Origin of the sequence: Rhodococcus sp. 05-339-2 (genome assembly GCF_002258965.1) — a bacterium.
GTDB lineage: Bacteria > Actinomycetota > Actinomycetes > Mycobacteriales > Mycobacteriaceae > Rhodococcoides.
In genome coordinates, this window is sequence record NZ_NOYW01000016.1 from 730,663 (window position 1) to 745,483 (window position 14,821).

Annotated in this window: 13 protein-coding genes and 1 tRNA gene; 3 read left to right on the top strand and 11 right to left on the bottom strand. The window is 66.8% G+C overall.

Annotation, left to right across the window (positions count from 1 at the left end):
* Positions 1 to 53: 53 nt before the first annotated feature.
* Positions 54 to 671, top strand: coding sequence for a DUF998 domain-containing protein (locus CH273_RS17205; protein ID WP_052049909.1), 618 nt, complete (start codon positions 54 to 56; stop codon positions 669 to 671).
* On the opposite strand, the gene CH273_RS17210 is transcribed toward CH273_RS17205, so the two are convergent.
* A complete protein-coding gene (locus CH273_RS17210) occupies positions 654 to 1,433 on the bottom strand; it encodes an enoyl-CoA hydratase/isomerase family protein (RefSeq protein WP_032396805.1) in 780 nt (259 codons plus the stop codon). The two genes, CH273_RS17205 and CH273_RS17210, sit on opposite strands and share 18 nt — an antisense overlap.
* Positions 1,434 to 1,510: 77 nt before the next feature.
* Between CH273_RS17210 and CH273_RS17215 the strand changes: the two genes are divergently transcribed.
* Positions 1,511 to 1,584, top strand: a tRNA-Met gene (locus CH273_RS17215).
* Positions 1,585 to 1,668: 84 nt separating this feature from the next.
* Here CH273_RS17215 and CH273_RS17220 read toward each other — a convergent pair.
* From CH273_RS17220 to CH273_RS17240, 5 genes are all read right to left on the bottom strand, one after another.
* A complete protein-coding gene (locus CH273_RS17220) occupies positions 1,669 to 2,307 on the bottom strand; it encodes an LON peptidase substrate-binding domain-containing protein (protein ID WP_032396804.1) in 639 nt (212 codons plus the stop codon).
* Positions 2,304 to 3,218 (bottom strand): alpha/beta fold hydrolase, encoded by a 915-nt coding sequence (locus CH273_RS17225; protein ID WP_032396803.1) that lies wholly within the window; start codon positions 3,216 to 3,218, stop codon positions 2,304 to 2,306. The genes CH273_RS17220 and CH273_RS17225 overlap by 4 nt, the downstream gene beginning before the upstream one ends.
* Before the next feature lie 99 nt (positions 3,219 to 3,317).
* Positions 3,318 to 5,876, bottom strand: coding sequence for an alpha/beta fold hydrolase (locus CH273_RS17230; protein WP_032396802.1), 2,559 nt, complete (start codon positions 5,874 to 5,876; stop codon positions 3,318 to 3,320).
* A gap of 183 nt (positions 5,877 to 6,059) precedes the next feature.
* Complete coding sequence (locus CH273_RS17235) at positions 6,060 to 8,582, bottom strand: ABC transporter permease (RefSeq protein WP_032396801.1); 2,523 nt, start codon at positions 8,580 to 8,582, stop codon at positions 6,060 to 6,062.
* Positions 8,583 to 8,635: 53 nt separating this feature from the next.
* A complete protein-coding gene (locus CH273_RS17240; protein ID WP_032396800.1) occupies positions 8,636 to 9,370 on the bottom strand; it encodes an ABC transporter ATP-binding protein in 735 nt (244 codons plus the stop codon).
* 75 nt (positions 9,371 to 9,445) lie between these two features.
* Between CH273_RS17240 and CH273_RS17245 the strand changes: the two genes are divergently transcribed.
* The gene (locus CH273_RS17245; RefSeq protein WP_032397290.1) at positions 9,446 to 10,210 is read left to right on the top strand and encodes a deoxyribonuclease IV; all 765 of its coding nucleotides are present in this window, start codon (positions 9,446 to 9,448) and stop codon (positions 10,208 to 10,210) included.
* On the opposite strand, the gene CH273_RS17250 is transcribed toward CH273_RS17245, so the two are convergent.
* From CH273_RS17250 to CH273_RS17270, 5 genes are all read right to left on the bottom strand, one after another.
* On the bottom strand, positions 10,188 to 10,892 hold the full coding sequence (locus tag CH273_RS17250) for a condensation domain-containing protein (RefSeq protein WP_052049907.1): 705 nt from the start codon (positions 10,890 to 10,892) through the stop codon (positions 10,188 to 10,190). The genes CH273_RS17245 and CH273_RS17250 overlap by 23 nt on opposite strands.
* 55 nt (positions 10,893 to 10,947) lie before the next feature.
* Complete coding sequence (locus CH273_RS17255; RefSeq protein ID WP_045197506.1) at positions 10,948 to 11,472, bottom strand: DUF309 domain-containing protein; 525 nt, start codon at positions 11,470 to 11,472, stop codon at positions 10,948 to 10,950.
* Between the two features lie 36 nt (positions 11,473 to 11,508).
* On the bottom strand, positions 11,509 to 12,768 hold the full coding sequence (locus tag CH273_RS17260; protein WP_032396799.1) for a multidrug effflux MFS transporter: 1,260 nt from the start codon (positions 12,766 to 12,768) through the stop codon (positions 11,509 to 11,511).
* 61 nt (positions 12,769 to 12,829) lie between these two features.
* A complete protein-coding gene (locus CH273_RS17265; RefSeq protein ID WP_032396798.1) occupies positions 12,830 to 13,774 on the bottom strand; it encodes an aldo/keto reductase in 945 nt (314 codons plus the stop codon).
* A gap of 51 nt (positions 13,775 to 13,825) precedes the next feature.
* Entirely contained in the window at positions 13,826 to 14,758 is a 933-nt protein-coding gene (locus CH273_RS17270) for a DNA-3-methyladenine glycosylase family protein (RefSeq protein ID WP_052049905.1), read from the bottom strand.
* Positions 14,759 to 14,821 lie beyond the last annotated feature (63 nt).

Sequence of the window (14,821 nt, forward strand, 5' to 3'; positions counted from 1 at the left end):
GTGGAGCCTGCGAAATGACCCATCGGGGTCGAGCCGAGATGGGTCGTACAGCTGTGAAGAGAACGACCGTCCTGGCCGCTGGTGCGTTCCTCGTCGGCGGGGTGACCTATCTGGCCGCCGAGGCCGTCGCCGCGCTGGGGTGGACCGATCGGCCGTACAGCTACTCCCGCAACAACATCAGTGACCTCGGTATCCCGGACATCTCGCCGCTGCACGCGGTGATGAACACCGGCTTCGTCGTCGACGGCACGTTGTTCGTCCTGGCGGGGCTGGGACTGTCGGTTCTCTTCGAGGGCCGCGCGCGGTGGATAGTGGCCGGCACCTCCGTTGTGCACGGTGTCGGCAGCATCGTCGTCGGGCTCGCTCACGCCTCCGTCGACGGGGCCTCGACGCCCCATGCGGTGGGTGCGGGCATGGCGATCGTCGGCGGCAACCTGGTACTGCTGGCGGCGGGCCGATACGGCGGCCGCGTCGGCGCGCCGCGTTGGTACACCGTGAGCAGTGCAACCGCAGGAGTTGCAGGCCTGGTGGGGCTGGCCCTGTTTCTCGCCGACACCGGAATCCTCGGCGGCGGAACATTCGAGCGCATTTCGGTCTACACCATCATCGGATGGGAGATCGTCACCGGCGCAACGATTCTGGCCAAGCGCCGCCTATCCGAAGTCGGGTGACTCCTTGGCGAGGAAGGCGCGCACACCCTCCCTGCCGTCCGCCGACTCGAACGCCTCCTCGAACACCGGCAACGCCCATCGCGCCGGTAGGCCGGGGGACTCTCCGAACGTGAGCGCGAGGGCCTGCTTGTTCGCCCGAACAGCAGAGCGGGATTTTCGCGCCAGCGCCTGCGCCAAGTCCAGGGCCATCGACAAGGACTGTCCACGCGGAGCGACGCGATTGATCAGGCCCCACTCCAGAGCAGTCTCGGCCGATACGGGCTCGCCGAGCAACACCAGCTCGGCGGCGCGGGCCTGACCCACCCGACGCAGCGCACGCATGGAGCCGCCGCTGCTGGGGATCACACCGAGGTCGATCTCCGGGAGTCCGAGTCGAGCTCCCGCGTCGGCGACGACGAGGTCGCAGCACAGCGCCAGCTCGAGACCGCCGCCCAACGCGAATCCGCCGATTGCCGCGACGGTGGGCAGCGGCAGCTCGTCGAGCAATTCCAGGGTGGCGTTCTCGAGATTGCTCTTGCGGGCCAGCACGTCACCGTCGTTCTGCATCTCGGGCATCTCGGTGATGTCCGAACCGGCGCTGAACACCCGGTCGCCGGTGAGAACGACCGCCCGAACCGCGGCATCGTCGGCCAACTCTCGAAGGACGGCGCGCAGTCGACGCGTCGCCGGTCGGGTCAGCGCGTTCACCGGCGGGTTGCGCAAGGTGATCTGGGCGACCGCCGCGTGCGGAAAGGTCAGGACAGGAGAAGGCTCGGTGGGCATACCTGAACCGTAGAGCGTGCGGCTGACCAGGCGATTGGGAGACTGCCGAGATGGCATGTAGCGTGGTGAACACCCGACGCGGGGTGGAGCAGCTCGGTAGCTCGCTGGGCTCATAACCCAGAGGTCGCAGGTTCAAATCCTGTCCCCGCTACTACGCGAGTCAGGCCCGACATCAATGATGTCGGGCCTGACTCGTCTGTGGTGCCCTCGTCTGTGGTGCCGCGGGGTTCGTCGATCAGGGCTGCAGTCTGAACTGCACGACAGCGGTCACATTCTCGATGGCGTCGTCGAGAGCGGTCATGCGTGCTCGGGCGTCCGGCGCAGACAGGATGTCCAGTCGATCGGATTGCCCCATCGGAATCAGTGCTGCCAGCGACCAGATCTTCTCGGCGGCCGAGATGGGCAGGCCCAGGAAGTCCGGAACACCGGGTGTGACAACGCTTTCCGCCGATTCGAGTCGACCGATCAGCTCGTAGAGATCTTCGACCCGCGCCCAGGTGGCGTCGAATTCGGTGTCGGCGATCACCGCGTCGGTGTCCTCGTCCGGCCACGCTCGGACGTCGGCCAGTGGGTACGGATCGTCCGGCAGCCAGGCGTCGATCCTGATCCGTTCACCGCCGACGCACTCGAGCAGATATCGGCCGTTGCCGATGGACTCGTGCCCGATGATGTGTGCGGTCGTCGCCACGTCGTGCCGTACGTCGCCGCCGCCGGCCTCGTGCCCACGCGCGATGAGCACCACACCGAAGCTCGGATCTTCTTGCTTCAGGCAGTCGTGCACCAGAGCCTGGTAGCGCGGCTCGAAGATGTGCAGTGGCAGACGTTCGCCGGGGAGCAGCACGCTGCCGAGCGGGAACATCGGGGTCACGCTCACGGGTGCTGCAACGGAACAGCCGCCGGGGCGATCGCCTCGGCTGCGCTCTTCTCGGTCCGGTTGGAGTCCAGGAATTCGTCGAGCAGTCGGAAGAAGAAGTCCGGCTCGTCGAGCTGGGGAAAGTGGCCGGCGTCGGGAAAGATCTCGACGCGACTGTTCGGGACCTCGCGTCGAATGTTGTCGGCGTGCTTGGCTGGAATCATCCGGTCCTTGCCGCCCCAGACGAGCAGCGACGGAATCGACTCGAACTTCTCGAAATGTTGCTTGGCGCTGACGGTCTGACCACGCGGGCCCACCACGGCACGCGTCGATGCCAGAAATGCGCCGCGGGTGGAGCGGTCGGCCACGGACCGGAACGACCGCCAGGTCTCGGCCATGCTGGGACCCGGCTTGACCGGCAGACCCCATCTGCCCAGCTGCGCAAGCGCGCCCTCGGTGTTCTTGCGGAACCAGTCCGATGCGAGCAGTGGCAGTACCAGCTCACTGCCGGGCAGCGTCGCGGCCTTGAGAAGCAGACTCACTTCTGGGCCGAGGCCGCCGCTGCTGACCAGCGCCAGGCGATCGACCCGCTCGGGGAAGAGGTACGTCAGCTGCATGACGATGCCGCCGCCGAGCGAGTGACCGACCATCGGGGCCGAGTCGATGTTCAGGTGATCCATGAGGTCGCGAATGGTGGCCGAGTGCGAACTCAGCGAGTAGTCGCCGGTGGGCTTGTCGGATTCACCGTGGCCGAACAGGTCGGGCGCGACGACCCGATACTTCTGCGACAGACGCCCGAGCTGCGTGCCCCAGGACTGATGCGATCCGAGCAGGCCGTGCACCAGAATCACGGGAGGGCCGTCGCCCATGTCCACGTATCGCAGGACGTCCTTGTGTAGTTCTACCGACTGCAATTCGTACGATGAACTCATGGTCGACCTCCTCGTCGTGTGATTCCCGGGTCGTCGCGTGGCTCGGCGAGCCGCTGGCACAAACGTACAAGCTGAGCCGACACTGCGACAGACCCTCGGTCAGCGCGCGAGCCCCGCCTCGTCGAAGGTGTTCGCGATCATCTCGGCCAAGTGTTCGGCCATCGGTTCGCGCAACATGTCGACGTGATCTCCGGGGATGTCGACGAAGCTCAGCTCACCACGGCCGACCGCCTGCCACGACCTGAGATCCTTCACGTTCTCCGCTGTGCGAACCACGGTCATCGAACCCGACCACGGTGTCGGCACGTGCTTGTTCAACGCCACGTACCCGATGCTTGCGAAGACCAACCATTCCATTGTCGTCGGATACCGCAGCAGCCCGGCGAACTGCATCCGCACCCAGAGGGCGGCGGTGCCGATGCGACCGAGGTGGAAGCCTGCTTCTTCTCGCGTACGAGCAGGCGGCGCAGCCGGAACCTCGGTACCACCGGGCAACCTGTCCAGCAGATGCCGGAACAGCCGCGTGTCGAGAAGCAGCAGGTGCGGGGAGCCGAGGCCGGAGTCTCGGATCTCCTCCGCCATCGCGATGGCGATCCAGCCGCCGAGCGAGTGACCGACCAGATGGAACGGGCCCTCGGGTTGGACCGTACGAACAGCGTCGACGTAGCGCTTCGCGGTTCGCCGAATCGTTCGGTCCGGGCGTCCGCGCTTGCCTCGGCCGTGCGCCTGCAGCGCATACACCGGGTGGTCCTCGTCGATGTGCTTGACGAGGTTGAGAAAGGCCATCGCACCGACGCCTGCACCGCCGATCAGGAAGATCGGTGCCTTGCTGCCCTCGGTGCGCAGCGGCACGAGGACATCGTGTTCGCCGGTTGTGCGCCGACGCGCAGTCGCTGCTTCCTCCAGGCGAGCATCGACTGTTACGGCCAATGCTCGAACGGTGGTCGCCGTGAACACGTCCTCCGGCGTCAGATCGATCTTCAGGCTCTCACGAAGGTGAGCCAGCATCGCCGTTGTGGTCAGCGAGTTGCCGCCCAGCGCCAGGAAATCCTCGTCCCGGCCGATGGTGTCCAGCCCGATCGCGGTGCGCGCGGCCTCGGCCACGATGTACTCGGTCGGGCCGACCGCCGTGCGCTCGACGCGTCGATCGGCGGGCTCGGGCAGTGCACTTCGGTCGAGCTTGCCGCGCTCGTTTCGCGGCATCGCGTCGAGCGCGACGATGTGGGTGGGGACCATCCATTCCGGCAGCGTCCGGCGCAGCGAAGCTCGAATCTCGCCCACGGACGGTCGCCGACCGGAACGAGCCGAGCACACGTAGGCGACCAGGTCGGTGTCCGTGCCGGAGGTCCGACCGATCACCGCTGCGTCGCCGATCTCCGGCATGGCGCGCAGTGCTGCCTCGACCTCGGCCGGCTCCACCAGGTATCCGCGCACCTTGACCGCGTCGTCGATGCGTCCGGCCAGGTGCAGCGTCCCGTGGTCGTCGAGTCGGCCCAGATCGCCGGTGCGATACCGGAACAGACCGTCGCCGAGGGCGGTGAATCGTTGGGAGTCCAGACCGGCGCCGCCGAGGTAGCCGTCGGCCAGGCAGCTCGCCGTCACCCGTACTTCGCCGATCACGTCCGGTGCACACGTGGAACCGTCGGAGGTCACGACTTCGACGAGCTTGCCCGTGATGGGTCTGCCTGCAGGGAGAAAGCCCGACGGCAGCGCTCGTTCGGGCGGGTATTCGCTGTACGCGACGGCACCGGCTTCGGTGGTCGCGTACCAGTTGACCACCGTGGCGCGGCTGTCGAATCGCCGCCGAAAGCCGTCGGCATCGTCGGAGTGCAGGGATTCCCCGTACGTGACGACCACCCGCAGCGTGGACACGGCCCCGCGCCCGATGGGTCCGTGATCGGCTCCTGAGACTGCGCGCAGCAGCGACGACGAGCAATGCAGCGTGGTCAGGGAATGCGAGGCTGCCCACTCGACGGTGCTGCTGGGGACACCGGACCTGGGGTCGCGGCAGTACACGGCGGCACCGCTGAGCAACCCCGCGAACAGGGTGTTCAAGCCGGCACCGAAGCTGACCGGAAGGGAGTTTCCGACACGGTCGTGTGGGCTCAGTGCCAACGCGGTGGCGACCTCGTATGCCTTGGTCAGACACATGCGGTGACTGAGGATCACACCCTTGGCGGTGCCGGTGGATCCCGAGGTGTAGTTGATCACCGCAGTGTGGTCGCCCGACAGCGTCGGCAGTGGAACACAGGAGTCGATGGCTGCGGCGACGGTGGCGGGGTCCAACGCTGTCGCGCCCGCTTGGTCGATGATCGTGGCGCGACGCTCGGCGGGAAGCATGGGGTCCAGTGGAACCAGGGGATGGCCCGCTGCGACGACGGCGAGCATCAGCTCGATCGAATGCGTCGTCGCGTCGGTCTCCACGGCGAGCGGCCGAGAATCGGTGGGAAAGAGCGTGGCGATCTTCCGTGCCGACGAGTAGGCGCGATGCAGGAGCTCGTCGAAGGTGAGCGAGGTGCCGTCGACGTCGAGTGCGATGGCGTGCGGCAGAGCGTGGGTCACCTCGCGGTAGCGGGCCATCAGGGTGTCGCGACGTTCCGGCCGACACAGCGGGGCCAGCGACAGTCGGGTCGGCGCATCGATGTCCTGAATAGACATGATTCTCCTTGCACGAGCCCGACCCGTGATTGCGAAGTCGGTTTGATACCTCTAAACCGGCTTCGAGACTGTTTTACCGCTCCAAAGGTAGACGTGAACAGCCTTTTTACGCAAGCGGAAAACCGGACATTCCACAACAATCGGGTGACGTTGCGGAATGCCCGGTCGGTTTCGGGTACGCCCCTACAGGTCCGCGATGGCCTCGAGCGGCTTCGTGCGTGCGGCTCGGACGGCGGGCCACAGCGCCGCCAACACACCGACGACAGCGGATCCGAGCAGCATCGCCACCACCTGGCCCCACGGCACGGTCATGGTGCCCAGGCCCTCGTCGCGGAGAGTCTGCACGAATCCCCACCCGAACGCGATGCCGAGGACGACGCCCACGATCGCGCCGAACAGTGCGATGAGCAGCGACTCGAGATAGATGATGCGTCGTACCTGAGGCCGCTGCATGCCTATCGCGCGCAGCATGCCGATCTCCCGACGCCGCTCCACGACCGACAGGGCCAGCGTGTTGACGATGCCGAGCACGGCAATGACGACGGCCAGTGCCAGCAATCCGTACAGAACGGCGAGCAGGGTGTCGATCTGTTGACCCTGGCTACCCTTGAACTCCTCCACGTCCTGGACCTGGACGACGACGAACGGCTTGGTCGCGGCCTCGAGGTCGGACCGCAGCGTGTCCAGGTCTGTTCCGGGCGTGGCCTTGACCAGAACCAGGATGTCGGACCGGGTGATGGACGGCGTCACCTCCTGGTAGATGTCGCCCGAGACGATCCAACTCCCGATGAGCGGATTGTCGGTGAACACGCCGGTGACGGTCACCGGGACCGACGCCCCGTCCACGGTGTCGAAGGTGACCTCGGTTCCGACCGTCCACCCGCGCGTCGCCGCTTCGGTCTCCGACACCGAGAATCCCTCGCTGTCGAGGTCTGCAGTGCCCTGAACCATCGACAGCTCGAGCAGTCCCTCGGGTGAGCCGTCGATGGCGGCGCCGTACTCCTCCTGGCCGGCGATGGTGACGAATACCGGGTGCAGTACCGCTGTGCGGTCCACGCCGGTCACCTGCTGTGCTGCAGTCGTGGCACCGGTCGGAACACCGATCGACTGCGGACCGGACAGGATGTAGTCCGCCTCGACGCCGGTGTCCACGAGTGAGTCGACACTGGCCTTGGCGGTGGATCCGAGCACGCCGATGACGGTGACGAGCATGAGTCCGAGCATCAGGGCGAAGGCGGTGGCCGCGGTGCGTCGCGGGTTGCGTACCGAGTTGGTCCTGGCCAAGCGTCCGATCGCGCCGAACGGACGGGTGATGACGGCACCCAGCGCGCCGACCACCGGCCGTGACAGCGACGGTGCGGCCAGTGCGGTGGCGACGATCAGCGCGACGGCTCCCGCGCCGACCGTGGCAGCGGCAGCCCCGCCGGTCGACTGCGCGCCGATGATCAGTGCGGCTGCGCCTGCGATTCCCAGGCCGACGCCCACGAACGTCCGGGTGCGCAGGGTGTCGCCCGCAGAGGCGAACTCCTCTCGCATCGCGGCGACCGGCGGAATCTTGGCCGCTCGTCGGGCCGGTGCGTACGCGCTCAGCACGGTGACGAGGATTCCGACGGCGAAGGCGACGACAACGGTGCGCGGCTCCAGTGCCAGCGGTCCCGACGGCAGGCCCAGGTCGAAGGCGTTCAGCAGTGCTCGTAGGCCGTAGGCGAGCCCGACTCCGCCGACGAAGCCCAGGACGCTGCCGATGACGCCCACGACGAGGGCTTCGAGGACGACCGACCGGCTGACCTGTCCGCGGCTGGCTCCGATGGCGCGCAGCAGTGCCAGTTCGCGGACGCGTTGCGCGACGATCATCGAGAACGTGTTGTAGATGATGAAGGTGCCGACCAGCAGGGCGATCCCGCCGAAGGCGAGCAGGAAGTAGTTGATGAACGACAGCGCGGACTCGACCTCGGCCTGAGTCTCGGCCTGTACGTCCGCGGCGGTCTGGACCTTCAGATCGGGGAATGCCGCGGCGATCTCGTCGCGAAGATCGCTCTGACCCAATCCCTGTGCGGCGAGATCGTTGCCCGCGACGTCGATGTACTGCACGTGAGCGCCGTCGGTGAACAGCTCGTTGGCCTGGCTCTGCACGAACTGGATTCCGATGTAGCCGCCGGATTCGGTTGCCGTGGAATAGATTCCGCTGACGGTGACGTCGGTGATGCCCTTGGACGGCACGAGGACCTGGGTGGCGTCACCCACTTTCAGGCCTGCGCGCTCGGCACCACCGGCGTTGATGGCGATCTGACCGGGAGCGGTGGGAGCCGAACCGTCGACGAAGGTGGTCGGATCGCCGAGTCGTTGGTCGTCCGGGAGGTACGACTCACCGATGGTCGGTGCGCCGCCGGACTGGACGGCGGCACCGTCCGAGCCCAGCAGTACCAACTGTCCGCCGACGTACGGGGACACGGCGCGCACGTTCGGCAACGCCGAGATCGCTGCGATGTCCTCGTTCGGCACGCCGGAAGAGCGCGCGTCCTCGGGGCTCACTCGAACGTCCGCGCCCTGTGCGGTGTCGGCGAACAGCGAGGAGAAGGTGCGCTGGAGGGTGTCGGTGAAGACGAACGAACCCGCGACGAACGCCGTGCCGAGCACGACGGACAGCACGGTCAACGCCAACCGAACCTTGTGTGCTGCAAGGTTTCTCAACGACACCTTGCGCATGGGATTGCCCGACGGCTTTTGTCGAGGAGGTTTGTTGGAAACGGAATGCGCCATTATCGGACCGTCTCCAGCTTCTTCATCCGTTCGAGTACGGCGTCGGCCGTGGGCGAGTTCAGCTGATCGATGACCGCACCGTCGGCGAGGAACACGACGCGGTCGGCGTAGCTGGCCGCGCGTGGATCGTGCGTGACGATGACGACGGTCTGGTCGAATTCGTCTGCGGCAGTGCGCAGAATCGACAGCACCTCGCCGGACGAGCGAGAATCCAGGTTACCGGTCGGCTCGTCGCCGAACACGATGTCGGGCCTGCCCGCCAGCGCACGCGCGCACGCCACTCGCTGCTGCTGCCCGCCCGAGAGTTCGCTGGGACGGTGATCGAGGCGGTCGCGCAGGCCCAATTTGTCGACCACGGTGTCGAGCCAGGCCTGGTCCGCTGCGCGGCCCGCGATGTCGAGCGGCAACGTGATGTTCTCCAGCGCGGTCAGTGTCGGCACCAGATTGAACGCCTGGAACACGAATCCGATTCGGTCCCTGCGCAATCCGGTCATCTCCTTGTCGGAGAGTGCCGTCAACTCGGTGTCGCCGATGGTCACCGTGCCCGAGGATGCGTTGTCCAATCCGGCCAGGCAGTGCATCAGCGTCGACTTGCCCGAACCCGACGGTCCCATGATGGCGGTGAATTCGCCACGCGCGAAGTCGACGCTCACCCCCGACAGTGCGTGAACCTGGGTGTCCCCGGATCCGTAGACCTTCGATACGTCGACCGCACGTGCGGCAATGTCGCTCATGCGTGCCAGTGTTCCAGCGTTCCGCGCCCGTCGCTATCAGGGGAGACCCTGAACACCACCCCTATGATGGGCGTCATGCGCATCGGAGCCCACGCCCGCGACAGCAGCGACCCTCTCGGTACGGCCGAGGCGCTCGGCGTCGACCTCGTCCAGATGTTCCTCACCGATCCGCAGAAGTGGAACAAACTTTCCCCGCACCCCCAGGGCGAGGCGTTGTTGACCGGCGACGTCGACGTGGTGGTGCACTCGTCCTACGTGCTCAACGTGGCGAGTTTGAACAATCGGATCCGCATTCCCTCGCGCAAGGCCGTCGTCGAGCAGGCTGCTGCTGCGGCCGAGATCGGGGCCATCGGTCTGGTCGTCCACGGCGGCCACGTTCGTGAGGGCGAGGACACCGCGAAGGGAATCGACAACTGGCGCAAGCTGTTCGAGCGCCAGGCGGAGCAGGGTGGCTTCGCCGTGCCGATCTTCGTCGAGAACACCGCGGGCGGAGACTCCGCGATGGCACGCCACTTCGACGACATCGCCCGGTTGTGGGACGCGATCGGTGAATTCGGTGCCGGATTCTGTCTGGACACCTGCCATGCGTGGGCCGGGGGCGAGGATCTGGTCGACGTGGTCGACCGAATCAAGGCCATCACCGGACGAATCGATCTGGTGCATCTGAACAATTCACGCGACGAATTCGACTCGGCGCGAGACCGGCACGCGAATCTGGGCACCGGAACGATCGACGCCGAGATCCTGACGGCCGTCGCGCTGGCGGCCGACGCGCCGGTGATACTCGAGACTCCGCCCGAGGGGATCGAAGACGACGTCAGGCTGCTGAAGAGCCTGTAGCAGCGGGCGTCGTCGTCGCCAACTGGCGAACGGCGTCCGACCACAGTCGGATCAGCTCGTCGGCTCCCTGCAGGCCGTGCGCCCAGGTGATTCGTGCCAGGGCAATGCCTGTGTCGGTCACCGTGATTCCGATGTCGATGGCGTGGTCGCGGCTGGGCTCGGCCAGGGCAGAGTCACGGACGATGATCTGCGCTCCCGCGCGGCAGGCCAGCGCGGGATAGTTGCGGGTCAGCGCATAGTCGCGGCCGGCGTTCGGCACCGAGGCGAGCCGCCTCGCGACATCGTCGAGAAGGTGTTCGGCGTGGGAGGGCACGGTGAGGGCGTCGGTGTGGACCGCGGGGAGTCGGACCGGGTGAACGGCACCGGTGCGATCGAGATCGAGGTCGACCAACGCGCCGGCCGAGGAGCCGCGACGGTTGTTTCTCTGCCACGTGGATACGGCCGAGCCCAGGGCGGCCAGCAGCAGAACGCGGCGGCGATGCGGACCGTCGGGCAGTGCGAACGTCATCGACGTCTGCTCGAACTTCGTGAACTGTTCGGTGAGCAACGGTCGCTCCGCCGGGGTCAGGACGGCGACCCAGTACGGGACCTGTTCGGCTACCTCGGTGCAGAGAGTGCGTCCGAGCTGGGCCGGGCTGATCGTCTCGCGGTGCACGAGTCTCAGCGGTCCGAACACGCTCATGCCGGCGACCCCACTTCCGATCGGATTGTCCTAGCCTTACCTAACCTTGCTCAGGTTAACTCGAGCCGGAATCGGACGCCAGGACGCCCCCGTCGGGATCGGTTCGGTCGGTGGTGCGCAGCGCCGGAATGCCGGGAGAGGCCGGTAACCTTCCGGTCTCGAGCTCGCCGAGTAGGCCCTCGGACCAGGTCAGCAGACCGGCGACATCGACACGATGCGGAGGGTCGGCCTCGAAACCGATGAGCCGGTCGTGTCCTTGCCGGAGCAGCGAACCGGCACCGACGCGGTTGCCACGCATCAGATGGGTCAACCCGACGGCGAGTTGGGCCAGGCCCTGCCACAACGGACGCTCGTCGGGCGAGCAGCTCTTCCACGTGCCTTCCAGTACCTCGTGCGCATGGAACGGCATGTTCGCGTCGAGGAATCTCTGGGCTTCGACGAGTGCGGCGGCGGGCGGAAGCCGGAGGTCGTCGGGCACGCGTGGAGTTCCGTTGCCGCCGCGAGCGAGGGGCCGCCCGAGACCGTCCCGAGGCCTGGCGTTCAGGGGCTTACCGTGCGCATCACGTTCACGTTCGGCCATGGCGCAAACCTTAGTGGGTGGTGGCCCGCTCCGAGCTCACAGTCGCGACGACGTGCGTGCGGTGATGACACCCAGTGCTGCCAGTGCGGCGGCAGAGGTCGCGACCATCGTGGTGGACACGGCAACGGCGTCGTTTCCGAGGGCACCGACGATCGGCGCGACGATGGCACCGAGCCCGAACTGAGCTGCTCCGAGAAGGGCAGCGGCACCGCCTGCGGCCTCACCGTGCCTGGACAGCGCGAGCGCAGGTGCGTTGGGCATGACGAATCCGACGGCACCGAGCACGAACCACAGCGGAATCACGAAGCCGGCCATCCCACCGATCTCTGCGATCGCCAGCACGGCCATGACGCCGCCCGCGAGCACGGCGAACGACAGTGCGGCCAGCACGATCTGCACCGGAGCGAAGCGTCCGAGCAGGAGGACGTTGAGCTGAGATGCACCGATGAGCGAGATCGCACCGGCGGCGAAGACGATGGCGAACTGCTGCTCGTCGAGGCCGAATTCCTCCTGCAGAACGAACGACGAACCGGCGATGTACGCGAACAACGAGGACATCGCGAGGGCCGCGACGAGAACGAGCACCACGAACTGTGCGTCGCGCAGCAGAGAGCGGTAGGTGCGCAATACCGGCATGACTCCGCTCGCGCGACGACGCTCGGGCGGCAGCGTCTCGCGTAGCGACACGATCGCCAGTGTCATCAGGGCGACGCCCATGATCGCCAGCGCGGCGAACACGAGACGCCACGATCCCACCAGCAGCACGGCACCGCCGAGCGAGGGTGCCAGCACGGGTGCGACGCCCATGACGAGCATCAGCCGGGACAACACGGTTGCGGCCGCGCGGCCGCTGAACAGGTCTCGCACGATGGCCATCGCGACCACTGCAGCGGCGGCGGCACCGAGACCCTGCACGACGCGTAGGCCACCGAGAACGGCGATGTTGGGAGCCACGATGCAGGCGACGGAGGCCAGGATGTGCACTCCGGTACCGACGATGAGCGGTAGTCGTCGGCCGACGATGTCCGAGAGCGGCCCGATGACGAGCTGACCGAGGGCGAGGCCGATCAACGTGCCTGCGAGGGTGAGCTGCACCGCCGACGACGGGGTGTTCAGGTCGTCGGCGATGGCCGGAAGAGCCGGCAGATACATGTCGATGGTCAGCGGACCGAGCGCGATGAGTGCGCCGAGAACCAGGATCACCCGCAGGCGTTCCTTCGACGTCGGCTCGGGAGAGGTGTTCGTCGCTGGTGCTACGGGTGTCTCGGCTGCTGTCGTGTTCGGTGCTTGGGCCACCCGACGTTCAGCAACCGGGGTACTCGTTCTGTTCCCGGTTGCTGACTACAACTTTCGTGTCCTATGCCACGGCGTCGGACAGTACGGTCAGCTTCTCCACTTCCTGGCTGGTCAGAGCCAATGCGGGTGCGTCGAGCAGAGCCGGTAGCTGGGAGATTCTGCTCGCGCTGGCGATCGGGGCGGTGACGCCCGGTCGCGCGAGCAGCCACGCGAGGGCCACGCTCGAAATCTCCGCCGAACGTGATTCGGCGATCTCACGTAGGCCTTGCACCACGTCGAGACCGGCGTCCGAGAAGTACCCCGTGGTCAGACGTTCGCGTTGCTTGCCGGCCAGGTCCTCTCGGGTGCGGTACTTACCGGTGAGGAATCCGGCGGCGAGGGAGAAGTAAGGAAACACGCCGAGATCGTTCTCGACGGCCAGATTCTGCAGCTCGCCTTCGTAGTCACGGCGGGCGACCAGGTTGTAGTGCGGCTGCAGTGCGATCGGTGCCGCGAAACCGTTGTCTCGGGCGAGGTCGAGCCATTCACGCACCCGCGCCGGGGTGTAGTTCGAGATGGCCACGTACCGCACCTTGCCTGCCCGGACCAATGCGTCGAACTCGGCGAGGGACTCGACCAGCGAAGTCTTCTCGTCGTCGTAGTGCGCGTAGTAGACGTCGATTCGGTCGGTCTGCAGCCGAGCCAGCGACGCGTCTGCGGCGGCACGGATGTTCTCCGGGGCCAGTCCGCGGAAGTCGGGATGTTGGCTGACCTTGGTGGCAATGACGACATCGTCCCGGTTTCCGCGGGCTCTGGTCCACTTGCCGATGATCGTTTCGGACTCACCGCCGGAATTGCCGTCGGCGAATGCCGAGTACGAATCCGCGGTGTCGACGAAGTTGCCTCCGCCTGCGGTGAACGCGTCGAGGATCTCGAACGACTCGGCCTCGTCGCTGGTCCAGCCGAACGTGTTCCCGCCCAGTGCGAGCGGAAAGATCTCCAGATCGGAACTACCGATGGCAACCACAGTCAAACCCCTTACGTTGGCGAACAACTCGACTGTACGAGCAGCGAAGGCTCAGTGCCACGTGTGATCCACCAGCGCGGTGCGAGGACCGAACTTGGGCTTGGTGGCCTTGCCGCTCAGATACAGCAGCCGGATCGCGCGATGCCTGTGCGGTGCCAGGGGCCGGAGATACTCGACCATCTCCGCGTCGTCGATCGGCCTACCCAACAGCGACCAGCCCACCACCGACGCCAGGTGATAGTCGCCCACCGACAATGCGTCGGGATCCCCGAGGGCGCGTTGCGCGGTCTCGGCCGCCGTCCAGACGCCGACGCCCGGGATGGCCCGCAGCCTGCGCGCAGCGTCCTGGGGTGTCATTCCCGACGCCTCCTCCAGACGACCGGCCGCGCAGGCAACGCGGACGATGGTCTTGGACCGGGCCGGGTCGACGTTGGCGCGGTGGTACTCCCACGACGGGATGCGGCGCCACACGTCGGGTGTCGGGAAGACGAACATCGGCTTCGGCGTCGGACCCGGTGCCTTCTCGCCGAACTTGCTCACCAGGTAACGCCACGACCCGAAGGCCGAAAGTCCGTGTACTCGTTGCTCGATGATCGCCGGGATCAGGGCCTCGAGCACCAGCCCCGTTCTACCCAGTCGCAGGTGCGGCAGCCGCCGGTGGGCTTCCTGGAGAATCGGGTGCTCGGGTGCGAACGTGGAGGCATCGTCGTCCACTCCGAGAAGCGCGGGTGCCGCGTCCAACAGGTCGGGTGCACCGGGGCCCCACGCTCGAACCTGGGCACTCGTCGGCGAGGTCTGGGTCAGGCGGTACGTCACCGGACCGGAGCTCATTCGCGACGTGCGCCAGATCCCGCCGTCCGGCGTCGACTCGTACGTGGGATCACCTCGGCCTCGACGCAGCGGCGACACCGACATTCGAACGTCGATCTTTTGTTCGGAGGTGACGAGTCGGACCACCCCGTCGGAACCGGCGTCGTCGGGCATCGGTTCTTCACCTCCGAAGGGTCGTGGCCGTGTGGCCCGAATGGGTCCTCGGCGGGGCGTCGA